Genomic DNA, 23,302 nt, shown 5'->3' with positions numbered 1-23,302 from the left:
ATTAATTAGACCTGAAAATGAATTTCGATTTATGTATACTTGCCTGCCCGTTTTTTAACCAGTGAAGGAGGTTACTAACCCTCCTTTTATCTTTGGCACCTAATCAGAGGGCGATCTATGAACTCCATCGTCACCTTTCCGAACCGCATCCCGGTTCAGGAATTCGAGGAACGCCGGTTCAAGGTTTTTACCGACCGCCAGCTCGATAAAATTGAGGCGATCCAGAATCTCCCCGAAGAGACCCTGTTCGAAATGAAAGTGGTGGCCAGCGTGCTGCCATTCCGGGTCAACGAATATGTGATCAACGAACTGATCAACTGGGACAAGGTACCGAACGACCCCATCTATCAGCTCGTATTCCCTCAAAAGGGTATGCTCAAGGACGAACATTACGAACAGATGGCGAAGCTGCACCGCGAGGGTGCCGACAAGAAGGACATTCAGGCTGTGGCCAAGGAAATTCGGGACGAACTGAACCCACACCCGGCGGGCCAGATGGAAATGAACATGCCGGAGCTGGACGGCGAAGTGCTGGACGGCGTGCAGCACAAGTACCGCGAAACCGTGCTGTTCTTCCCGTCCCAGGGCCAGACCTGCCACAGCTACTGCACCTTCTGCTTCCGCTGGGCGCAGTTTGTGGGCGACAAAGACCTGAAAATGGCCAGCACTGATGCCGAGAAGCTGCACGGCTACCTGCAGGAGCACACCGAAGTGACCGACCTGCTGGTCACCGGTGGCGACCCCATGGTGATGAAGACCAAGAACCTGGTGCAGTACCTGGAACCCCTGCTGCAGCCGGAGTTCGATCACATCCAGACCATCCGCATTGGCACCAAGGCCCTCACCTTCTGGCCGTACCGTTTCGTGACCGACAAGGATGCCGACGAGCTGATCGAACTGTTCGCCAAACTGGTTGATGGCGGCAAGCACGTGGCCATCATGGCCCACTACAACCACTGGCAGGAAATCACCACCGACATCGCGGAAGAAGCCATCCGCCGCATCCGTGCCACCGGTGCCGAGATCCGCGCCCAGGGCCCACTGATCAAACACGTGAACGACGATGCCGATGCCTGGGCCAAGCTGTGGAAGAAAGAAGTGAAGCTGGGCATCATCCCCTACTACATGTTCGTAGAGCGGGACACCGGTGCCAAGAACTACTTCGAGGTGCCCCTGGCCGAGGCTTACCACATCTACCGCGAAGCCATGAAGCAGGTCAGCGGCCTTGCCCGAACCGCCCGCGGTCCCAGCATGAGCGCAGGCCCCGGCAAAGTAGAGATCCAGGGCATCACCGAGGTCAAAGGCGAAAAGGTGTTCGTGCTGCGCTTCCTGCAAGGCCGCAACCCGGACTGGGTGCAGCGCCCGTTCTTTGCCAAGTACAGCGAAACCGCCACCTGGCTGCATGAGCTGGAGCCCGCCTTCGGGGAAGAGAAGTTCTTCTTTGAGGATGAGTTTGAGGCGATGAAGCAGGGGAAGGCGTAGCCCCCTGGCAACAGGCCCGCTGCGGCGGGCCTGTTCATCTCCCCTTCTTCGGCACAAACCCCGCCGGCTTATCCCGAATCCACGCCACAAACGCCTTCACCTCCTCCAGTTCCAGCAACCGGTCCCTCGTGTTGTAACGCAACCCCAGCTCGTACTCCGAACGCGCCCGATGAATCGCGTTATGGCATGGCCGGCACACCCACAAGGTGCGGGTGATCAGCTCCTCTTTACTGAACAGCTTCTGAAACCGCTTTTTGCGGTGCAGGTGTTTGGGTATAAGGTGGTGGCGGGTGAGCTTGGGTACGGCGCGTTCGCAGAGTTCACAGTTGTCAGGTTGGGGCGGGAGTTTTAGCATGTCACTTGGTTCGCTGCGGTAAAACGGTTGCGCTGCTCTAAACCAGAATACGTTGTTTGGGGGATTCGGGATGTATCAATGGTTCAAAGCGTGGCGAATGCTGGCCCTGCTGGCCGCTTTGCTGTTTACGTCCAGTCTCCAGGCGGGCGAACTGGTGCGTATCGCGGCGGCTTCAGATTTGCGGTATGCCCTGGACGACATCATTGAGCTGTATCGCGAAGCCAACCCGGCCGCCAATGTGCAGGTGGTGTATGGTTCCTCCGGCAAAATGACTACGCAGATCATTAACGGTGCGCCCTACGACATTTTCTTTTCGGCCGACATTGCGTTTCCCAAGCGGCTTGAGCAAGAGGGGCTGACGGCTACCCCGCCAGCGGTCTACGCCATTGGCCGGATTGTGCTCTGGAGCAACACCCTGGACGCCGGCAGCCTGACCCTCAACGACCTGACTTCAGATTCCATTACCCGCATCGCCATCGCCCAGCCGGCCCATGCACCTTACGGGCTGCGTGCCAGGGAAGCCATGCAGGCGGCCGGCGTATGGGAGGTGGTGCAACCCAAGCTGGTGTTTGGTGAGAACATTGCCCACGCGGCGCAGATGGCCGCGTCCGGTGCCGCTCAGGTGGGTGTGATTGCACTGTCTCTGGCGAAGTTTCCGGAACTGGCCACCCACAACCACTACCTGATCGACGACAACCTGCACAACCCACTGACCCAGGGCTATGTGGTTACCCGGCGTGGCGGCAATAAGCCAGAGGCCATGCACTTTGCTGATTTCATGGCCACCGAGCAGGCACACTCTATAATGGAGCAATACGGATTTGTGATGCCCTGACCGGCGCACGGCCAACCGGCATCTTCACCTGAAAGGACCCCAATGTTTCAACTCGGCCCCGCAGAGTGGCAGGCCATTGAAGTCACCTTCAAGCTCTGCCTGTACACCACCATCATTCTGTTATTGCTGGCCACACCTTTGTCCTGGTGGCTGGCGCAGGGGCGCACTCAATTTCGTACCGTTGTGCAGGCCATTGTGGCGCTGCCATTGGTGCTGCCGCCCACCGTGCTGGGGTTCTATCTGCTGATCACTCTTGGGCCCCGGGGCGTAGTGGGTCAAACCCTTCAGGACTTGGGTTTTCAGCACCTGGCGTTTTCGTTTGAGGGGATTCTGATTGCCTCGGTTATCTATTCCATGCCCTTTGCCGTGCAACCGCTGACCGAAGCCTTTCGCAACCTGGGCCGGCGCCCGGTCGAGGTGGCCAGCAGCCTGGGCGCCGGCGCCTGGGACCGGTTCCGAACGGTGATCTTCCCCCTCAGTCGGGGCGGTTTTGTGGTGGCAGCCACCCTGACCTTCGCCCACACCCTGGGAGAGTTCGGCGTTATTTTGATGCTCGGCGGCAGCATTCCGGGTGAAACCAAGGTGCTGTCGGTTTTGATCTACGATCACGCCGAGGCCATGAACTACGATGCCGCCCACAGCCTGTCGCTGATGTTATTAATCTTCGCCTTTGCCACTTTGTTTGTGGTGTACAGCATTAACCGCCGGTTCGAGGTCGCCAAGCTATGACCCTGTACCTGCAGGGACACCTTCGCCACGGCAAGGACTTTGAGCTCAAGGTTAACCATGAGCTACCGCTGGAGGGTGTCACCGCGCTGTTTGGCCGCTCCGGTTGTGGCAAAACCACCCTGCTGCGCATTATCGCCGGCCTGGAACGGCCACGGGGTGCGGTGGTGCGCTTTGGCGGGCAGCACTGGCAACGGGGCCGGCAGTTTCTTCCCCTGCACAAGCGCAGGATTGGCCTGGTGTTTCAGGAACACAGCTTGCTCCCTCACCTGTCCGCTCGGGAAAACCTGCTTTACGGATACCAACGAACACCGACGGAGCAACGTCGGCTTCACCCGGATGAAGTAACCGCCATGCTGGGAATTGAGCACCTGCTGGACCGGCGGATTGATCAGCTCTCCGGGGGCCAGCGCCAGCGGTTTTCCCTTGGCCGTGCGTTGTTGATCAGCCCCCAGTTGCTGCTACTGGACGAACCTATGGCGGCGCTGGATACCCAGACCAAACGGGAAATCATGCCGTTTCTGTCTCGCATGGCGGCGGAATCCGGGGTGCCGATTATCATGGTCAGCCATTCCCCGGATGAGGTCACCCGGCTGGCAGACCGGGTGGTGTTCATGCAGAACGGCCAGATTCAAAACGTGGAAACCTTGCGGGAGGCCCTGGCCCGGCCAGACTCCCCGTTGTTCGATGATGCGGGTGCGGCTTCAGTGCTGGAGGGAACTCTAGGTGAGGCGGGGGAAGACAACGCCCGGCCTTTTGGCCCGCCGGAGGCTCGGCTGTGGTTAACAAGTTCTGCGCCGGCAGCCGGGATGGACAGAACCCGGATTAGCATTCTTGCCCGGGACGTCAGTTTGTCTCTGGTAGACCCTCAACACATCAGCATTCAGAACCACCTGCCGGTGACCATCGAACGCATAGACCCGCCCAGGGACAACCGTTGCGTGGTGGCCTGCCGAACGGCGGACGGTCAATTGCTGTTGGCGGAAATCACCGCCCGGGCGGTCCAGCAACTGGGGCTGGCAACGGGCAAGCAGGTGTACGCGCTGATCAAATCGGTGGCGTTGCTGGCCTGACCTTGACAGCCAGGCCAGCCATCCTTTGTCAGTGCATCAGGGTGTAGAGTTTACGGCGGTAGGTACGCACATCCGGATTGTTGTTCCCCAGCTTCTCGAACAGTTCCACCAGCGTAGTCTTGGCGATACCGTCTTTGTAGGTGCTGTCTGACTGCATCAGGCGAATCAGCAGATCCATGGCTTCGGCGTTTTTGTCCTGCAGTACCTTGTGCAGGGACAATTGGTGCAGGGCTTCCGGGTCTTTCGGATTGGCTTCCAGCTTTGCCTCCAGTTCCGACTGCGCCGGCAGTTCACCGGACTGCTTCAAAAACTTCACCCTGGCCGCCAGCTGTTTGGCCTTGTGCTGCAGCTTCTCTTCCGGCGGCAGGCTGTTGAGCACCTGCTCGGCGGTGTCGAGATCGCCCTGCTCGGCTTTCAGCTGGGCCAGGTCGATCAGCACATCCAGGTTTTCCGGGTCTTTCTGGTTCATCTCGGTGAGGATGGCCAGGGCACCGTCTACATCACCGGCTTCCCACAGGGCGTGGGCTTTCTCGTAGGGGTCTTCAGACGGCGCGTCGATGTGCTTTTCCAGCACCTTGCGGATCTCACTTTCCGGCAGGGCACCGTTAAAACCATCCACCGCCTGGCCATTCTTCACCAGAATCACCGTGGGCAGGCTGCGCACACCCAGGGAAGCCGTCAGCTCCTGCTGTTCGTCTGCATTCACCTTGGCCAGCTGGAAATTCCCCTGATACTCCTCCGCCAGCTTCTGCAGAATCGGCATCAGCTGCTTACAAGGCGCGCACCATTCGGCCCATACGTCCACCAGGATTGGGGTGGTGGCGGAGGCTTCCATTACTTTCTGCTGAAAGTTGTCGGCGGTGGCGTCGAAGATGTACGGCGAAGCGGTCATACAGTTACCCGAAGCTGAAATGAATTTGATACGTCCGGTATTGGGGCGAGGAGCACAAAATCAAGTCACCAGCTTCATTTCCAGTGCAGATCCGGCTTCCTTCGAGCCTGCGCGCAGTCCCGCAGATAAAGATTGATCAGGCTCTGATAAGGCACGCCCAATTCTTCGGCCAATGCCTTGAAGTATCCCAACGCATCTTCGTCCACCCGAATTGTGATCTGCTTTTTCAACGCCTTGGCGTAGGGGTTTCTTTTGGTTCATCGCGCTTTACCGGGAAATGCTGCTTTTATCTTCAGAAAGAAGTAGTCGTTATCCCGGTAGCCGTAGGCCACCCGCTTGATCACCTTGATCTTGTTGTTCATTCCCTCCAACACACTGGTGTTCAACCGGTAGACCGCGCTGGCGATAATGCCGTCGACGTAGCCCTTGAGGCGCCTGGCAAACTGCTGCACGGGGGCCAGCCCACTACTCATAGCCAGATTTAGCCAGTCTTGCCAGCGTTGTCTGGCATCGGCCTCTGAGGGAGCGTACCAGAGCTCTTTGAGCTGGTCTTTCAGGACGTAGACAGTCATCAGGGGCTGGTTGGCTTGCAGCAGTTCTTCGAGCTTCAGAGCCTGCTCGTCCTTGAGGTTGCCTCGGTTTCTGAGCAACAGCCAGCGACTTCGTTTCACTACTTTGCGAGCCGGCTTGTCGTGTCGAAGCTGATTGGCCTGATCGACCCGGACACGGTCAATCACTTCCCGTCCGAACTTTGCTACAACGTGGAACAGGTCATAGACCACCCGTGCTTGTGGGCAGTGGTGCTGAACTTCCAGGTCCATGGCGGTATTCATATCCATCGCCACGGCTTCGATCTGGCCACAGGTTTCCGGCCCCAGCCATTCAAAGAAGGGGCGTACCGCTGCTCGACTGCGGCCTTCTCCAACCCAGAGGACTTGTTGAGTATCCGCATCAATCGCCACGGTGGCGTAGCGGTGTCCCTTGAACAAGGCGAACTCATCCATGATCAGTCGACGAATCCGGCGTTTATCTGGCTCAGTCACTTCTCGTTTGAGGCGCCGATGGTCGATGGCCTTGACCGTATGCCAATGCAACCCTAGCAGCGTTGCCACATGTTGGATCGGCATCAGTCGTACCAGGGATTCAATCCAACTGACCATGCCTGCCGTCAGACGCTGTCGCCCTGGTAACCAGCGAATCTGTTCAAGCTTGGGGCCACAGGTCGTACAACGAACTCGGCGAACTGGCACGTCCAGCCAGACGCGGTATTGGAACAGGTCGCGTTCTCGGACTCGTCGGGTGCTGATGTCATGGATGGCAAGCGTGTGCTGATTACAACCACTGCAGCATGGCAAGTAATCGTCGGCAGGTTGCAGTCGGATGAGCAGAGATTGAGCGTCAATCTGGGCATACGATTCTATCGTGAATCCTTCCCAGAACAGGGCAAGAGGATTAGCATTCATAGGGACGGCGGTGAGTCGGTCAGGTTTGTTGTTTTGGCGAACTCAAAACTAACCGGTTTGACCGCCGTCTCCTACTTTTTCACGCTAACCCGCGATGAACCTTTCTTTTCGCCTCTGAAAAGTCGTATTCGTCTCTCATAGTCCTCGCCTCCCGGCCCTGTAATAGCCAGACTCATGCTTCGTCGCTTTGCGTGCAGAAATCAACCTGATGGTTTGATCATCCTGTCGATAACAATGACAATCCACAAGCAACCGGAGCGACTCACTGCGCCCCAGAATCAGAAACCGATCCTCCAACTCAGAGTGGTCAGGATCAGGAATAATCAAGCCATACTCATCATAGAAAACAGTACGCGCCTCCTGAAAACTGACGCCATGCTTATCCTGGTTGATCAGCGCCTTCCTTTCGTCCCATTCAAAATTCATATTCACCCTCCATGGATAACTACATTGTAATTACATTCCAAGCTTTCTAGCAACGCCTGAAAGCTTGAAAACCTGGCTTTCGTCGTCACATAGGTCTTTAACCACTCAGCCTTGAGAGCAGCACGGTATGAATGACGAGAACCGCACAGACTCCCTGGAAGAATTTGAAGAAGATGTGACCGAGTACATCGGCAAAGACGAGAACAGCAAAAGCCTGGTCTTGCCTCAACAGGCCAGGCCGCGGCGTATGTATGTGTTGCCGGTGTCGAACCGGCCGTTCTTTCCAGCCCAGGTACAGCCCGTGGTGGTGAACCAGGACCCCCGGGCAGGAAACCCTGAAGCGGGTGGGTGAAACCGACCACAAGGTTCTGGGCATCTGCTTTGTGGAAGATCCGGAGTCCGACACCGGCATTCCCGCCAGCGATGACCTTGAGACCATGGGGTGTGCGGTGAAGGTTCACCACGCCCAGAGCGAAGGTGGCAAGGTGCAGTTTATTGCCCAGGGCATGCAGCGGTTCAGGATTGTTCAGTGGCTGCGCCGCCGCCCACCCTACCTGGTGGAAGTGGAATACCCTGAAGAGCCAGAGGAGCCGGCGGATGAGCTCAAGGCCTACACTCTGGCCATCATTGCGGCCATCAAGGAGCTGCTGCGCACCAACCCTCTGTATGGTGAGGAAGTGAAGCAGTACCTGTCCCGCTTTGGCCCGGAAGACAGTTCACCCCTGGCGGATTTCGGCGCCTCCATGACCAGCGCCCCGGGTCGCGAATTGCAGGATGTGCTGGATACCGTCCCCCTGCTCCGGCGCATGGAGAAGGTTCTTTTACTGATGCGCAAGGAGCAGGAAGTGGCCCGCCTGCAATCCGAGATCAACGAAGAAGTGAACGAGAAGGTGCAGAAGCACCAGCGGGAATTCTTCCTGCGGGAGCAGCTGAAGGTCATCCAGCGGGAGCTGGGCATCGCCAAGGACGATAAGACCGCGGACGTGGAGCGTTTTGAAGAGCGCATGGCCAAGCTGAATCCACCGGAGGCGGTGCAAGAGCGGTTCAAGGATGAAATCCAGAAACTGCAGGTACTGGAACAGGGCTCCCCGGAATACGGCGTTACCCGCAATTATCTGGACTGGATTACCCAGGTGCCCTGGGGTGTGCATTCCGAAGACCATTTTGACCTGGCCGAAGCCCGCCGCATTTTGGACCGAGACCACGATGGTCTGGACGATGTTAAGGATCGCATCATTGAGTTCCTGGCCGAAGGCACCTTCAAGGGTGAAGTGAGTGGTTCCATACTGTTGTTGGTAGGCCCGCCGGGCGTAGGCAAAACCTCCATTGGCCATTCGGTGGCAGACGCCCTGGGCCGGGAGTTTTACCGGTTCAGTGTAGGCGGCATGCGCGATGAAGCCGAGATCAAGGGCCACCGCCGCACCTACATCGGCGCCATGCCCGGCAAGTTCGTTCAGGCCCTGAAAGACAGCAAGGTGGCCAACCCGGTCATCATGCTGGATGAGATCGACAAGATCGGCAGTTCCTATCAAGGCGACCCGGCCTCTGCCCTGCTGGAAACACTGGACCCGGAACAGAACAGGGAATTCCTGGACCATTACCTGGACGTGCGCATGGACCTGTCCAAGGTGCTGTTCGTGTGCACCGCCAACCAGTTGGACACCATTCCCCGGCCCCTGCTGGACCGGATGGATGTGATTCGCCTGTCTGGCTACATCGGTGAAGAGAAGCTGGCCATCGCCAAGCATCACTTGCTGCCACGCCTGCTGAAACGGGCCGGGCTGCTGAAAAAACAGCTGAACATTACCGATGCGGCGATCCGCCAGGTGATTGAAGGTTACGCCCGGGAAGCCGGTGTGCGGAACCTGGAAAAACTGCTGCATAAGATTATCCGCAAGGGCATTGTGAGGCTGCTGGAAAACCCGGATGAGCCAGTGAAAGTAGGGGTGTCTGATCTGGTGAGTTACCTGGGACAACCGGCGTTCAAGAAAGAGAAATCTCTGAAAGGCACCGGCGTGGTCACCGGCCTGGCCTGGACCGCCATGGGCGGCGCCACACTGAGTATCGAAGCCTCCCGCATTCACACCAGCCAACGGGGCTTCAAGCTCACCGGGCAATTGGGGGATGTGATGAAGGAATCGGCAGAGATTGCTTACAGCTTTGTGTCTTCCAACCTGAAGCGTTTCAAGGGAGACCCGACCTTCTTCGATAAATCCTTCGTGCACCTGCACGTACCGGAGGGCGCCACCCCGAAAGACGGCCCGAGCGCCGGCGTCACCATGGCCACCGCCCTGCTCTCCATCGCCCGCAAAGAAGCCCCGCAGCAGAACATCGCCATGACCGGAGAGCTGACACTAACCGGGCAGGTGTTGCCGGTGGGTGGCATTCGGGAGAAGGTGATCGCGGCGCGGCGGCAGAAGATCAATAACCTGATACTGCCGGAAGCAAACCGCGGGGATTATGAGGAATTGCCGGAGTACCTGAAGGAAGGGATATCGGTGAATTTTGCCAAGCACTACAACGATGTGTTTCAGGTGTGTTTTGGGAATAAGCCGAGGCAGGGGTCTAGTGTGCATTAGGTTTTTGGGCTGTCTCAGGGGTCTGTCCCCAAAGGGGACTGACCCACTTTTGCCCGTCCATGCCGCCAAACTAGAACCCATTGGTTCCAAGATGGGTCAGTCCCCATTCGGGGACAGACCCCTAGCCAAACTCAAACCCATGGGTCCAAAATGGGTCAGTCCCCATTCGGGGACAGACCCTTAGGACAAGCCCCAGTCAGGCTTTTTCCTTCCAGCCATCATCCTTGAGCACAGAGCCAACGGTCAGCACCGGCGACGCATCAATGTCGTCGGCATCCATCATGTTCGCTACTCGCTGCAATGAGGCCAGGATCATGGTCTGCTCCCATTCGGCCAGGCTCTGGAACTTGGCGATGAAGTCTTCCTGCAGCGGGTTGGGGGCGCGGGCGAGTATCTCGGCGCCTTCTTCGGTCAGGTGCGCGTGTACTTTGCGTTTGTCCTGAGTGCTGCGCACGCGGTATACCAGCTTGCGAAGTTCAAGGCGGTCCAGGATGGTGGTTACGGTAGCCTGGCTGAGGCTGACATTTTCGGCGATGGTGCCGATAGTCACTTCCCCCATATCCCGGATGGTGCGCATGATCAGCAGCTGCGGGCCGGTCAGCCCGGCGTGCTTGCTTAACCGCTTGGAATGAAGATCCGTCGCCCGGATAACCCGCCGAAGCGCTACCAACACCTGCTCGTAATTATTCACACGACTGCTCCAGAATGTGCCCGTTATTTATGCCTCTAAATATTAGAGGTCTTTGCACTGCCGATTGCAAGTGGGCAGTATTACCTAGCTTGCTTCCGAGGCGGACGCTCACGCACCAACCACCAATGCAGCATTATTTCCGCCAGCCACTATGCTATGGTCAGCAGCTTGCAACTCACACACAATACGGAAACGGTTGATGATCAGGTTCTACCTCGCATTCGCTCTTGCCATTACATTCGCCAGCGCCACTCAGGCCCAGCAGGAACAACTTGGGCCGGATAAGGAACTGACAGCAGAAGATGTCGAGGAAAGCATCAGAACCCTTGAAAAACCCATGTACACCCCGTTTGTGGAGCTGTACCTACTGGACGAATCCAAAGCCTTGCGAAAGGAAATGCAGGACACCCGGGCCGAGTTGATCGAAAAGGTGGTCGAAAAGGAATTGTCGGTTGCCGATAAGACCATGTCGTACGCCACCGACACTGTTACCTACTTCTTCTATCTGATCGCCGGCGCCACCTCCATTCTGGTGGTGATTGGCTGGAACTCGATCCGCGACATGCGCAACCAGCTCACCAGCCTGGCAGAGAAACGGGTGAATGAACTGGTGGTGGAGTACGAGAAGCGCCTGAAGTCCATCGAAGAGCAGCTGCAGCAGAAATCCGAGATTATTCACCAGAACCAGGCAGAAATTGAACGCACTAACGAGGTGCACGCGCTCTGGTTGAAGGCAAGCCAGGAGACCTCCCAGCAAAACAAGATCTCCGCCTACGACCAGATTCTGGATCTACGCCCTGATGATGTGGAAGCCCTGAGCTACAAAGCCGACGCCGTGCTGGAAATGCGTGAACCCCTGTGGGCCATCAGCTTGTGCCAACGGGCACTGAAGCTGGCCCCGGATAACGGCCACGCCCATTACCAGCTGGCCTGCGCCTACGCGGAGATTGGCCGCTGGGAAGACGCCGTCAGCACCCTGGAGAAGGCCATCGACATCTCTGAAGCCTACCGGGACGATGCCTCCGTCGACCCCAGTTTCGAGCCACTGCACGATCACGAAAGTTACAGGACTCTGGTCTTCAGCGATCAGGACGACAGCACAGACGCATAGCATCGAAGATACCGGCACAGAGCTTGCTAATCCCACTCTGGAAAGCGACGCTGTGTTCCAGAGCAAACCCTGGCCCGATCTGCTTGACAAGCAGCTGGCTGTGGTGTTTGTTTAAGTCTCTGAGAACATAACAATAACCCTGAACAAACAGGAACATCACGATGAACATGTCCGTTAAGAAACTCGCTACCGCTGTAGGCGCTTCTGTTGCTCTGATGGCCGCCGGCCAGGCCGCCGCTGAAATCCGAATTGGTATTGCCGGCCCGATGACCGGCCCCGTTGCCCAGTATGGTGATATGCAGTTTTCTGGCGCACGCATGGCCATTGAACGCATCAATGCTGCCGGCGGCGTCATGGGCGAACAACTGGTAGGCGTGGAAGTGGATGACGTGTGCGACCCCAAGCAGGCCGTCACCGTTGCCAACCGCCTGGTCAACCAAGGTGTTCAATACGTGGTGGGCCACCTGTGTTCCAGCTCCACCCAGCCGGCGTCTGATATCTATGAAGACGAAGGCATTCTGATGATTACCCCGGCATCAACCAGCCCGGAAATTACCCAGCGTGGTTATGAGCTGGTATTCCGCACCATCGGCCTGGACAGCATGCAGGGCCCGGTCGCCGGTGAGTACATCGTCAGCCAGAACCCGAATAAGGTCGCTGTCATCCACGACAAACAGCAGTACGGTGAAGGCATTGCCACGGCGGTGCGTGACACCCTGCGCAATGCCGGCGTGGAAGTGGCCATGTTTGAAGGCATCACCGCCGGTGACAAAGACTTCTCGTCACTGGTTACCAAAATCAAGCAGGCCAACGTGGATTTCGTCTACTACGGCGGCTACCACCCGGAGCTTGGCTTGATCCTTCGCCAGGCACGCCAGGCGGACGTGAACGCGAAGTTCATGGGGCCTGAAGGCGTTGGCAACAAAGACATCAACACCATTGCCGGCGAAGCCGCCGAAGGCCTGCTGGTTACCCTGCCACCCAGCTTTGACGAGAAAGAAGAGAACCAGGATCTGGTAGCCGCCTTCGCTGACAAGGGTGAAGACCCATCCGGCCCATTTGTTCTCACCTCCTATACAGCTGTTCAGCTGGTTGCCGATGGCATCGAGCAGGCTGGTACCAAAGATCCGTTTGAAGTAGCCAAGGCCCTGCGCGCCGGCACTTTCGAAACGCCCATCGGTACCGTTCAGTACAACCAGGCGGGCGATATGGAGTCCTTCGAGTTTGTCGTCTACGAATGGCACTCCGACGGCAGCAAGACTCCGGTCAACTGAGCCAACATCGTTTACAGACGGTCATTATGAGAACACCTTCTCGCCGTAACCCGGGGGAAGGTGTTTTTCTGGGCTTCTGCTGACCCGCTTGGCTACCTGACGGACACCCCGTCAAAGGGACAAGGAGTGCGGGCAGCAGGCATTCGGAGTTCCACACAGATGCAAGACCTCCTTTATTTCTCGCAGCAGCTCATCAACGGGCTGACGATCGGCAGCACCTATGCCCTGATCGCCATCGGCTATACGATGGTTTACGGCATCATCGGCATGATCAACTTCGCCCATGGTGAGATCTACATGATCGGTGCCTACACCGCGCTGATCGCCATCACCGGCCTCGCCACCCTGGGCATTGCCTGGTTACCGCTGGTGCTGATCGTCGCGCTGATCTGCGCCATGATTGTTTCAAGCTCCATGGGCTGGGCTGTGGAAAGGGTAGCCTACCGGCCAGTGCGCGGCCGGCACAGACTGATTCCACTGATCTCCGCTATCGGTATGTCTATTTTCCTGCAAAACTACGTGCACCTGGCGCAGGGCTCACGCAACGTTGGCTTCCCGGCGTTGATTGATGGCAGCTTCCGTTTTGGTACGGGCGAAGGTTTCCAGCTGTCGATTTCCTATATGCAGATCACCATCTTCATCACCACCCTGGTCTGCATGACCATCCTTTCGCTGTTTATTTCCCGTTCGCGCATCGGCCGCGCCTGCCGGGCCGTGTCCCAGGATCTGGGCATGGCCAACCTGCTGGGTATTGATACCAACCGCATCATCTCCGCCACCTTCGTGATTGGCGCCGCGCTGGCTGCGGTGGCCGGCCTGCTGTTGGGCATGTACTACGGCTCGGTGGACCCCTTGTTCGGTTTTATCGCCGGCCTGAAAGCCTTTACTGCGGCGGTGCTCGGCGGCATCGGCAGCATCCCCGGCGCCATGCTGGGCGGGCTGATTCTGGGCGTTGCCGAAAGCATGACCTCCGGCTATCTGAGCGGAGAGTACAAAGACGTGGTGTCGTTCAGCCTTCTGATTCTGATTCTGCTGTTCAAACCCACCGGACTGCTGGGCAAACCGGAGGTTGAGAAGATCTGATGGCAGCACACAACTTCAAACATGCCTTGTTCTGCGCGGTGGTCACCATGGTCATCGCCTTCCCCATCCTGGGCCTTAACCTGGTTGCCCGGGGCACCCGGGTCGGCCTGGAAGGCGCCGATGCCAGCACCATTATCTCGGTGTTCGTAGCCGCCGCCATAGTGTTTTTCTTCCAGCTGTATCGCGACACCATCATGGGAAATCTCGGCAAACTGCCAGCGCTGAACCCACTGGCAGGCCGTGAACCCATGCCCCAGGCCAAGCGGGTAAAACTGGAGTCCTGGGCACTGACCGGCATCATTGTGCTGGCCCTGTTCTGGCCGTTTTTCGTGTCCAGGGGCTCGGTGGATCTGGCGACTCTGGTGCTGATCTACGTCATGCTGGCGCTGGGCTTGAACGTGGTGGTTGGTCTTGCCGGCCTGCTCGATCTTGGCTACGTCGCCTTCTATGCCGTGGGCGCCTATACCTTTGCCCTGCTGTCCCAGTACATGGGCATTTCGTTCTGGATGGCCCTGCCCATCGGTGCCCTGCTCGCCGCCCTGTTCGGTCTGGTACTGGGTTTTCCCGTACTGCGATTGCGGGGCGATTACCTGGCCATCGTGACCCTTGGTTTCGGGGAGATTATCCGGATTCTGCTGAATAACTGGACCTCCATTACCGGCGGCCCCAACGGCATCGGCGGCATTCCCGAACCCACCTTGTTCGGAATGGAATTCGGCCGGCGCGTTAAGGAAGAAGGCAATACCTCGTTCCACGAAACCTTTGGTATTGCCTACAGCGGCGAGCACAAAGTGATTTTCCTGTACCTGATAGCCCTGGTACTGGCGGTGATCACCGCTCTGGTGATTCGCCGACTGATGCGCATGCCAGTGGGCCGGGCCTGGGAAGCCCTGCGGGAAGATGAAATTGCCGCCCGCTCACTGGGCCTCAGCCGCACCGCGGTGAAGCTTTCAGCGTTCACCATCGGCGCGTTCTTTGCCGGCTTTGCCGGCACCGTGTTTGCCTCCAAGCAGGGCTTTATCAGCCCGGAGTCGTTCGTGTTCCTTGAATCCGCCATCATTCTGGCCATTGTTGTGCTCGGCGGCATGGGCTCGCAAATCGGCGTCATACTCGCCGCCATTGCGGTCACCATACTGCCGGAGCTCGCCCGTGAGTTTGCCGACTACCGCATGCTGGTGTTCGGTGCAGCCATGGTGTTGATGATGGTGTGGCGACCACAGGGCCTGATGCCCATGCGGCGGATTCACATTGAACTGAAACGGCAGGAGTGACAGACATGCTGGATGTAAAAAATCTGTCCATGCGCTTCGGCGGCCTGCTGGCCGTCGATCAGGTGAGCCTGGATGTGCAGGAACACGAAATCGTTTCCATCATCGGGCCAAACGGTGCCGGCAAAACCACGGTATTTAACTGCATCAGCGGGTTCTACAAGCCCAGTGGTGGCAAGATCTTGTTCGAAGGCAAAGAGGTGCAAGGCAAGCCCGACTACAAAATCTCGCGGCTGGGCATGGTGCGGACCTTTCAGCACGTTCGCTTGTTCAACAAAATGACCGTGGTGGAAAACCTGCTGGTGGCCCAGCATCGGCATCTGAACACCAACCTGCTGTCCGGACTGATTAAAACCCCCAACTACCGTTCACGGGAGCAGAAATCCCTGGACCGGGCGGCCTACTGGCTGGAGCGGGTGGGTCTGCTTGATCTTGCCAACCGGGATGCCGGCAATCTGGCCTACGGCCAGCAACGGCGCCTGGAGATTGCCCGCTGCATGGTGACCGAGCCCAAACTGCTGATGCTGGATGAACCGGCCGCCGGCCTGAACCCGGCAGAAACCAAAGACCTCAATCAACTGATTGTCAGCCTCAAAGAGGACTACAACGTCTCGGTACTGTTGATCGAGCACGACATGAGCCTGGTGATGGACATCTCCGACCGGATTACCGTGATCAATCAGGGCCGCCCCCTGGCTGCAGGCACACCGGACGAAGTGCGCCAGAACGATGACGTTATCAAAGCTTATCTGGGCGAGGCCTGAGGAAACACCATGCTAGTACTGGAAAACGTGCACACCCACTACGGCAAGATCGAGGCCTTGCACGGGGTATCGGTTGAAGTGAACAAAGGCGAGATCGTCTCGCTGATCGGCGCCAACGGCGCGGGCAAAACCACCCTGTTGATGACCGTTTGCGGCAACCCCCAGGCCAGCGCCGGGCGGGTTATCCTGGAAGGCCGGGATATTACCAATGAGGCCACCTCTAACATCATGCGATCCGGTATCGCCATTGTGCCTGAGGGCCGGAGGGTCTTTTCCGGGCTGACCGTGGAAGAGAACCTGGCCATGGGTGGGTTCTTCAACACCAAGGCCGAGATCCGTAAAAGCCAGGATCACGTGTACGAGCTGTTCCCCCGCCTGAAGGAGCGGGAACACCAGCGGGCCGGCACTATGTCTGGCGGCGAGCAACAAATGCTCGCCATCGGCCGGGCACTGATGAGCAAACCCCGGATGATCATCCTGGACGAGCCGTCACTGGGTCTGGCGCCGATTATCATCAAACAGATCTTCGAGATCATCGGCCACCTTCGGGAGGAAGGCATCACCGTGTTCCTGGTAGAACAGAACGCCCATCAGGCCCTGAACCTGGCCGACCGGGGTTATGTGCTGGAAACCGGGCGTATCCGGCTGCACGATACAGGTAAAAACCTGTTGGCCAATCCGGAGGTGCGGGAGGCTTATCTGGGCGGGTGATCGTTACCCGCCGCCGACAACGACAGAATTCGAAGTGACAGATATCAATAACCCTTTGATCCGTCAGTTTGTATTCTTCCCAAACACGGGTTTTCATCTATACTGAACCCAACGGTCACACCAATCACCGGTAACCATATCGGGGCCGTTAGCTTGCAGCCGATTCAGGACTTACAGGTTGCAGGGTATGCGACGAAAGCAAAAAACCACATAAAGGAGTGGATAATGAAAAAACTGATCGCAGGTGCAATTCTTCTTGGTGCTTCCTCCATGGCATTCGCTCAGCCTGGCTGTGGCGTAGGCGCCATGATCTGGAAAGGACAGTCCGGCGTTGCGCCGCACGTACTGGCCGCCACCACCAACGGAACCTTCGGTAACCAGACTTTCGGTATGACTACCGGTACCCTCGGCTGCCAGACTAACCAGTCTGTTCAGTCCATGGCCATGTACATGGACAGCAACATCGACAAGGTTGCCCGTGACATGTCCCGTGGCTCCGGTGAAAATCTGGAAACCCTGGCGGTACTGCTGGGTGTAGACGCGGCTGACCGTGAGGCCTTCCGCAAAGTGCTGCAAGACAACTTCGCCAGTATTTTCCCGAACTCTGACACCACCTCTGGTGAAGCGGTAGATGCTATCGTTTCCCTGCTCGAGCAGAACGAGTCTCTGAGCAAGTACGTGGCTGCGTAATAACGCATTCCCAAAGGATTGACGCGGCGCCACGGATGGCGCCCTCCTGCACCCAATCGCAATCCGGACTCTGATCTCCCCTATGGGTAACATCTTGCGCCCCCGGCAGGCCGCTCTGTGGCTTGCATGCTCACTCTCGGCCCAGGCCGCCCTTGCCGTTGCACCCGATGAACTTCACCAGCACCCGGTATGGCTGACCCTTGGTCACTACCAGCCTGATCGATTTGGCGCCGGCTACACCAGTCAGGCAGACGACTCTGCGTTTTTTCTGAGCGAGAACGGCAAAACCTCACCCAGGGAAGAACTAGAAGCAACGCTTGCCGCTATTCAGGAGCCAGGTGAAGGCAACGATCACGCCCGATGCCGCTTTCCGGCCCGGGATGCCTGGCTTCGGGAACAGCTCGACCTGCCCGCTGATCCTGTCGTTTGCCCCGCTTATGACGAGTGGGCGGCCGAACTGAACACCGAGAAGGTCACACTGGTGTTCGCCGCCTCGTACCTGAACAGCCCATCGTCCATGTTCGGCCACACCTTCCTTCGACTGGACCCACCCCAGGAGGATGAAGAAGCCGACCTGCTGCTGGCCAATACCATTTCTTACGCAGCGGACGCAGCTGAACACGACAGCGAGCTGCTATTTGCCTATCGGGGAATTTTCGGCGGCTATCCCGGAATTACCTCCATCCGACCCTATTACGAGATGATCCGGCTTTATAACGACATTGAACACCGGGACTTATGGGAATACACCCTGAACCTGACCCAGCCGGAAGTAGACACCATGCTGGCCCACACCTGGGAGATTCAGGACAAAAACTTCGATTACTACTTCTTTGACGAGAACTGCGCCTATCGCTTGCTGGCACTGATTGATGCCGCGCGCCCGGGCACCAACCTGCTGGGTGAAGTCAGCACACACGCCATTCCATCCGACACGGTACGCTGGGTGCGGGACGCCAACCTTGTCGAGAGCATTCATTACCGGCCCTCGGCTGCTACGGCCGTTAGCCACAGCCTCGATACCCTGCCCCGGGACCATCAAACCCTGGCTGCTGCCATCGCCAATGGCTATGTGCAGGTAGATGGCCCGGAGATGCAAGAGCTCTCCGACCAGGAAAAGGCCTGGGTGCTGGACGCCACCTACGATTACGTGCGCTATCAAAGCGAAGCCAGGAGCTGGCCGAGGGAATTCGCGGCCCCCTTGTCACATCAGTTGCTGGTTTCACGCAGCCGGATAGACAATGCAAAGGAGATACCTCCTGTCCCGGAGCCTGTGGTTCGCGACGATCAGGGCCACGACACTTTTCGAGTAAGCCTCGGCAGTGGCCAACTGGACCACGCCGAATTCACCCAGCTCACCCTGCGCCCGGCCTACCATGACGTACTGGACCCGCCGGAAGGTTACCGCTCCGGTGCCCAGCTGCAGTTCCTGCGGCTGGACGCGCGGCTGTACCATGACAATGATGAACTTCAGGTGGAACAGATTGTGGGCGTGGAAATCCGGTCCCTGAGCCCTCGCAACCAGTTCTTCTCACCCATTTCCTGGCAGGTAGGCTTCGGCGGACGGCGCACAGACACCGGCACACAGCGAGTGCTCACGCCCTACCTGGAGGGCGGTGCCGGTGGGAGCTGGAGCCTGAACTACAACACCCAAGCCTTCGCCGTCGCCACCGCCGACCTGGAAATCGACGATGACATCCGCCGCGGCTACGACTTCGCTCCGGGCGCTGACCTGGGCCTGCTGCACCAGAACAACCGGTTTAGCCTTCTGGCCGGCGCCAAAACCAAGGCCTGGATCATCAGCAGCCAACACCGGCAAGACCAGCTGTACGTTAAAGGCAATCTGCACATCGGCCGGGAATTCAGCCTGTTTGCCGAATTCACCCGGGAAGACCACTTCAACAGGTACCAAAGCATATGGCAGGCTGGCATTCACGCGTATTTCTGACGCTCTCCAGGCTGGACAAGCGGCCGGCAACACTCACCCTGCTGGCCTTGCTCGCCCTGCTGCAAACCGGCTGCAGCAGCGTGTTCTTCTACCCGGACAAGGTAACCTACATCACCCCGGACCGCCTGAACCTGGAGTATGAAGACATCTACCTGGACACCGCCGATGGTGAAACCCTCCACGGCTGGTGGCTGCCCGCCCTCACGGAAGAACCCGCCAAAGGCACGGTCTATTACCTGCACGGCAACGCCCAGAACGTCAGCGCCCACATCCTCAACGTCGCCTGGCTGCCGGAGCAAGGCTACAACGTATTTGCCATAGACTACCGGGGCTACGGCCAATCCACCGGCGCGCCAGACATAGAAGGCGCCCTGCACGACACCGAAACCGGCCTGCGCTGGCTCGCAGAACGCCACCCCGAAAACGACCATCCCCTGTTCCTCCTCGGCCAAAGCCTCGGCGGCGGCCTCGGCATCGCCCTGGCCAGTGAATGGGTACAGCGCAGCGAACAACCCCAACTCAGCGGCGTGATCCTCGACGGCACCTTCTCCGGCTTCCGCCTGATCGCCCGTGAAAAACTCGGCGAGTTCTGGCTAACCTGGCCGTTCCAGATCCCCCTGAGCTGGAGCATCACCGACGACTACGAAGGTGTAGACCGCATCGCCAACATCACCCCGGTCCCCGTCAAAATCATCCACAGCGCCCGTGATGGCATTATCCCGTTCCACCACGGCATGCGACTGTATGAAGCCGCAGAACAGCCCAAAAACTTCCTCCGGACCGATACACCTCACGGCGCGACCTTTATTCTGCCCGCTTATCGGGAGGCGGTGCTGGAGTTCATGGCCGGGGCTTTTTAGCCACGGACGACACGGACACTCACGGACCAAAAGACACGAGACTCCCCGAACGATGTTTAAGCAGGGGTTGGGAGAGCCTTTTCAAAAGTCTTGAGGGCCATGGATGGCCCGAACGAAGCGCACAGGGAAGTGCTCGTAGCGTCTTTTGAAAAGGCTCTCCCAACCCCTGCAGGGCACAAAGGTCCGAGGCCTAGAAAAGAAAAAACCCGCCATACAGGCGGGCTCTCTCAATACTGACTAACTGAAAAATCAGTCAGCGAAGTCAGTCGGCTGCTCGCCTTCCTTAACTTCCTTCATGGACAGCTTAACGCGACCACGGTTGTCCACATCCAGCACCTTCACCAGAACTTCCTGACCTTCGCTCAGCTCGTCTGTCACGTTCTCGATACGGCGCTCAGAGATCTGGGAAATGTGCACCAGACCATCCTTGCCAGGCAGGATGTTAACGAAGGCACCGAAGTCCACAATGCGCTCAACGCGGCCCTTGTAGATTGCGCCCACTTCGATCTCGGCGGTGATTTCCTTCACCCGATTCACGGCGGCTTGTGCAGCTGCTGCGTTATCGGCGTAGATCTTCACATTGCCATCGTCGTCCAGGTCAATAGACGCACCGGTCTCGTCACAGATAGAACGGATCACAGAACCGCCCTTACCGATAACGTCACGGATCTTGTCCGGATGGATCTTGATGGTGGTGATGCTCGGTGCACGCTCAGACAGCTCGGCACGCGGCGTGGAGATCACCTTGTTCATCTCGTCCAGGATGTGCAGACGCGCAGCGTGGGCCTGCTCCAGGGCGATTTCCATGATCTCGTCGGTGATGCCCTGGATCTTGATATCCATCTGCAGGGCGGTAACGCCCTCTTTGGTACCGGCAACCTTGAAGTCCATATCGCCCAGGTGGTCTTCGTCACCCAGGATGTCAGTCAGAACGGCAAACTTGTCACCTTCCTTGACCAGACCCATGGCGATACCGGCCACCGGTGCCTTGATCGGCACACCGGCGTCCATCAGTGCCAGAGAAGAACCGCACACGGAAGCCATGGAGCTGGAACCGTTGGATTCGGTGATCTCGGAAACCGCACGAATGGCATACGGGAATTCTTCAATGGTCGGCATAACCGCCAGAACGCCACGCTTGGCCAGACGACCATGACCCACTTCACGACGGCCCGGAGTACCAACGCGGCCAGCTTCACCTACTGAATACGGAGGGAAGTTGTAGTGGAACAGGAACGGATCTTTGCGCTCCCCCTCCAGGGCATCGATGATCTGCACATCACGGGTGGTACCCAGAGTGGCGGTTACGATGGCCTGGGTTTCACCACGGGTGAACAGAGCAGAACCGTGAACAGACGGCAGAATGCCAACTTCCACTTCGATCGGGCGCACAGTCTTGTTGTCACGGCCATCAATACGCGGCTTGCCATCGATAACCTGCTGGCGAACCACAGCCTTCTCAACCTTGCCGAAGTACTTCTTCACAAGTTCTTCAGAAGGCTGGCCTTCTTCTTCACCGGCCAGTTTTTCGACGGCGGCAGCCTTGATCTCGCCCAGACGCTCGTAGCGAGCCATCTTGTCGCGCACGGCGTAGGCTTCTTCGATGGCACCACCGAACTCGGATTTGATGGCATTCAGAAGCTCGGTGTTTTCGGCTTCAGGCTGCCATTCCCAGCGCGGCTTGCCGTGTTCAGCGGCAAATTCCTTGATGGCGGTAATGGCCGCCTGCATTTCCTGATGACCAAACAGTACGCCGCCCAGCATCTGGTCTTCAGTCAGGCCTTTGGCCTCGGATTCAACCATCAGTACGGCGTCTTCGGTACCGGCAACCACCATGTCCAGATCAGAGCTGGCCAGCTCTTCAAAGGTGGGGTTCAGGAAGTAGCCTTTATCGTTGGTGAAACCAACACGGGCAGCACCGATAGGACCATCGAACGGAATACCGGAGATCGCCAGCGCAGCAGACGCCGCCAGCATCGCCGCGATGTCAGGATCGTGGTTCTTGCTGGCAGACATGACGGTACAGATCACCTGTACTTCGTTCATGTAGCCATTGGGGAACAGCGGGCGGATCGGACGGTCGATCAGGCGGGAAGTCAGCGTCTCTTTCTCGGACGGACGGCCTTCGCGCTTGAAGAAACCACCGGGGATTTTGCCGGCTGCGTAGGTCTTTTCGAAGTAGTTAACGGTCAGCGGGAAAAACGGCTGACCCGGCTTGGCTTCTTTGGCGCCAACAACGGTACCCAGAACAGCGGTATCGCCGGTAGACACGAGAACGGAACCGGTTGCCTGACGGGCAACACGACCCGTTTCCAGGGTGAAGGTTTCGCCACCCATTTCAAACGTTTTCTTACGTGGTTGCAGATCCACAATAAACTCCTGCTCTTTTCAACGGTTAATACCTGGCCGGGTGACACTCACCCTTGCCAGGTTTTCTTTACCACCGCAGCAGTCTGATCTGTGAACCGAAAGGCAACCCGTCTGAAAGCTAACAGGCTGTTGCAAAACCCCGGTTGGCGAGCGGCCAACTGTGTGCGGCTCCCGGGCTTTTCAACAACCTGCTATCAATATCGGCTTTCCATTAGACAGAGAAAATCCTTCGGTTTCACTGACAAATCAACTGCAGCATAAACACCGTCTGGCATCCCCTGAGCGGGCACACACAGACAGTGGGAGAGAAGCGCGGCTGAACCCGGGCAACCCCGGGCCAGCCTTCAGGTCGCTAAACCGGATTAGCGACGCAGACCCAAGCGCTGGATGAGCTCCAGGTAACGGTCAGCGTTTTTACGCTTGAGGTAGTCCAGCAGCTTACGACGCTGGTTTACCATCCGGATCAGGCCGCGGCGGGAATGGTGATCCTGCTTGTTGGCCTTGAAGTGATCCTGCAGCTTGTTGATGTTGGCGCTCAGCAGTGCAACCTGTACTTCAGGAGAACCGGTATCGCCTTCAACTTGCTGAAAATCCTTAACGATCTGAGCTTTCTCATTGGCAGACAGTGCCATATTACACCTCATGGTTTGCGATGCTGATAAATCCGGCCGAACCGCGCATCTCTACAGCCCGGCTAATCA

At 57.8% G+C, this 23,302-nt stretch carries 21 protein-coding genes and 1 pseudogene; 14 read left to right on the top strand and 8 right to left on the bottom strand.

Annotated features, from left to right (window positions below; genetic code table 11):
- The first annotated feature begins 117 nt into the window (after positions 1-117).
- Positions 118-1,482, top strand: a complete 1,365-nt coding sequence (locus ACZ5Q2_RS07560; protein WP_432210293.1) for a KamA family radical SAM protein — start codon at positions 118-120, stop codon at positions 1,480-1,482.
- Between the two features lie 34 nt (positions 1,483-1,516).
- Here the strand turns inward: ACZ5Q2_RS07560 and ACZ5Q2_RS07555 are convergent, their stop codons facing one another.
- Entirely contained in the window at positions 1,517-1,837 is a 321-nt protein-coding gene (locus ACZ5Q2_RS07555; RefSeq protein WP_061330616.1) for a hypothetical protein, read from the bottom strand.
- A 70-nt stretch (positions 1,838-1,907) separates the two neighbouring features.
- Between ACZ5Q2_RS07555 and modA the strand changes: the two genes are divergently transcribed.
- From modA to modC, 3 genes are read left to right on the top strand one after another with little or no spacing between them, the layout of a single operon-like run.
- Positions 1,908-2,672, top strand: a complete 765-nt coding sequence (gene modA, locus ACZ5Q2_RS07550) for a molybdate ABC transporter substrate-binding protein (protein WP_061330617.1) — start codon at positions 1,908-1,910, stop codon at positions 2,670-2,672.
- 42 nt (positions 2,673-2,714) lie between these two features.
- On the top strand, positions 2,715-3,401 hold the full coding sequence (modB, locus tag ACZ5Q2_RS07545; RefSeq protein ID WP_058092570.1) for a molybdate ABC transporter permease subunit: 687 nt from the start codon (positions 2,715-2,717) through the stop codon (positions 3,399-3,401).
- Positions 3,398-4,471: a molybdenum ABC transporter ATP-binding protein gene (modC, locus tag ACZ5Q2_RS07540; RefSeq protein ID WP_058092569.1), complete on the top strand. Its 1,074-nt coding sequence runs from the start codon at positions 3,398-3,400 to the stop codon at positions 4,469-4,471. Before modB ends, modC begins: the two co-directional genes overlap by 4 nt.
- Positions 4,472-4,499: 28 nt before the next feature.
- On the opposite strand, the gene trxA is transcribed toward modC, so the two are convergent.
- From trxA to ACZ5Q2_RS07520, 4 genes are all read right to left on the bottom strand, one after another.
- Positions 4,500-5,363, bottom strand: a complete 864-nt coding sequence (gene trxA / locus ACZ5Q2_RS07535) for a thioredoxin (RefSeq protein WP_072676310.1) — start codon at positions 5,361-5,363, stop codon at positions 4,500-4,502.
- Positions 5,364-5,437: 74 nt separating this feature from the next.
- On the bottom strand, positions 5,438-5,593 hold the full coding sequence (locus ACZ5Q2_RS07530) for a BrnA antitoxin family protein (RefSeq protein WP_432210294.1): 156 nt from the start codon (positions 5,591-5,593) through the stop codon (positions 5,438-5,440).
- A 27-nt stretch (positions 5,594-5,620) separates the two neighbouring features.
- Complete coding sequence (locus ACZ5Q2_RS07525) at positions 5,621-6,826, bottom strand: ISL3 family transposase (RefSeq protein WP_011785425.1); 1,206 nt, start codon at positions 6,824-6,826, stop codon at positions 5,621-5,623.
- A 135-nt stretch (positions 6,827-6,961) separates the two neighbouring features.
- Positions 6,962-7,252, bottom strand: a complete 291-nt coding sequence (locus ACZ5Q2_RS07520) for a BrnT family toxin (RefSeq protein ID WP_230715464.1) — start codon at positions 7,250-7,252, stop codon at positions 6,962-6,964.
- Between the two features lie 127 nt (positions 7,253-7,379).
- On the opposite strand from ACZ5Q2_RS07520, the pseudogene lon reads away from it, so the two are divergent.
- Positions 7,380-9,831, top strand: a pseudogene (lon, locus tag ACZ5Q2_RS07515) (endopeptidase La).
- A gap of 196 nt (positions 9,832-10,027) precedes the next feature.
- Here lon and ACZ5Q2_RS07510 read toward each other — a convergent pair.
- A complete protein-coding gene (locus ACZ5Q2_RS07510; RefSeq protein WP_061330622.1) occupies positions 10,028-10,522 on the bottom strand; it encodes a MarR family winged helix-turn-helix transcriptional regulator in 495 nt (164 codons plus the stop codon).
- 199 nt (positions 10,523-10,721) lie between these two features.
- Between ACZ5Q2_RS07510 and ACZ5Q2_RS07505 the strand changes: the two genes are divergently transcribed.
- The 9 genes from ACZ5Q2_RS07505 (at position 10,722) to ACZ5Q2_RS07465 (ending at position 20,231) form a co-directional block, all read left to right on the top strand.
- Positions 10,722-11,633, top strand: a complete 912-nt coding sequence (locus ACZ5Q2_RS07505; protein ID WP_061330623.1) for a TPR end-of-group domain-containing protein — start codon at positions 10,722-10,724, stop codon at positions 11,631-11,633.
- Positions 11,634-11,794: 161 nt separating this feature from the next.
- Positions 11,795-12,907: a branched-chain amino acid ABC transporter substrate-binding protein gene (locus ACZ5Q2_RS07500; protein WP_061330624.1), complete on the top strand. Its 1,113-nt coding sequence runs from the start codon at positions 11,795-11,797 to the stop codon at positions 12,905-12,907.
- A gap of 159 nt (positions 12,908-13,066) precedes the next feature.
- Positions 13,067-13,990, top strand: a complete 924-nt coding sequence (livH, locus tag ACZ5Q2_RS07495; RefSeq protein WP_106694138.1) for a high-affinity branched-chain amino acid ABC transporter permease LivH — start codon at positions 13,067-13,069, stop codon at positions 13,988-13,990.
- A complete protein-coding gene (locus tag ACZ5Q2_RS07490) occupies positions 13,990-15,261 on the top strand; it encodes a high-affinity branched-chain amino acid ABC transporter permease LivM (RefSeq protein ID WP_058092563.1) in 1,272 nt (423 codons plus the stop codon). The genes livH and ACZ5Q2_RS07490 overlap by 1 nt, the downstream gene beginning before the upstream one ends.
- Before the next feature lie 5 nt (positions 15,262-15,266).
- Complete coding sequence (livG, locus tag ACZ5Q2_RS07485) at positions 15,267-16,022, top strand: high-affinity branched-chain amino acid ABC transporter ATP-binding protein LivG (RefSeq protein WP_061330626.1); 756 nt, start codon at positions 15,267-15,269, stop codon at positions 16,020-16,022.
- Between the two features lie 9 nt (positions 16,023-16,031).
- Positions 16,032-16,733: an ABC transporter ATP-binding protein gene (locus ACZ5Q2_RS07480; RefSeq protein WP_138435758.1), complete on the top strand. Its 702-nt coding sequence runs from the start codon at positions 16,032-16,034 to the stop codon at positions 16,731-16,733.
- Between the two features lie 225 nt (positions 16,734-16,958).
- Positions 16,959-17,423 carry a DUF3015 domain-containing protein gene (locus ACZ5Q2_RS07475; RefSeq protein WP_061330628.1) on the top strand — a complete coding sequence of 155 codons (465 nt, stop codon included), beginning with the start codon at positions 16,959-16,961 and terminating at the stop codon, positions 17,421-17,423.
- An 82-nt stretch (positions 17,424-17,505) separates the two neighbouring features.
- Positions 17,506-19,371, top strand: coding sequence for an Lnb N-terminal periplasmic domain-containing protein (locus ACZ5Q2_RS07470; protein WP_432210295.1), 1,866 nt, complete (start codon positions 17,506-17,508; stop codon positions 19,369-19,371).
- Positions 19,341-20,231 (top strand): alpha/beta hydrolase, encoded by an 891-nt coding sequence (locus ACZ5Q2_RS07465; protein WP_464597173.1) that lies wholly within the window; start codon positions 19,341-19,343, stop codon positions 20,229-20,231. The genes ACZ5Q2_RS07470 and ACZ5Q2_RS07465 overlap by 31 nt, the downstream gene beginning before the upstream one ends.
- Positions 20,232-20,480: 249 nt before the next feature.
- Here ACZ5Q2_RS07465 and pnp read toward each other — a convergent pair whose 3' ends face one another.
- Positions 20,481-22,595: a polyribonucleotide nucleotidyltransferase gene (pnp, locus tag ACZ5Q2_RS07460; RefSeq protein ID WP_374786929.1), complete on the bottom strand. Its 2,115-nt coding sequence runs from the start codon at positions 22,593-22,595 to the stop codon at positions 20,481-20,483.
- A gap of 368 nt (positions 22,596-22,963) precedes the next feature.
- Positions 22,964-23,233: a 30S ribosomal protein S15 gene (gene rpsO / locus ACZ5Q2_RS07455; protein ID WP_058092554.1), complete on the bottom strand. Its 270-nt coding sequence runs from the start codon at positions 23,231-23,233 to the stop codon at positions 22,964-22,966.
- Positions 23,234-23,302 lie beyond the last annotated feature (69 nt).

This window comes from Marinobacter alkaliphilus, from assembly GCF_055394375.1.
Note: the sequence above shows the minus strand (reverse complement) of the source record. Positions and strands in the feature narration are given on the sequence as shown.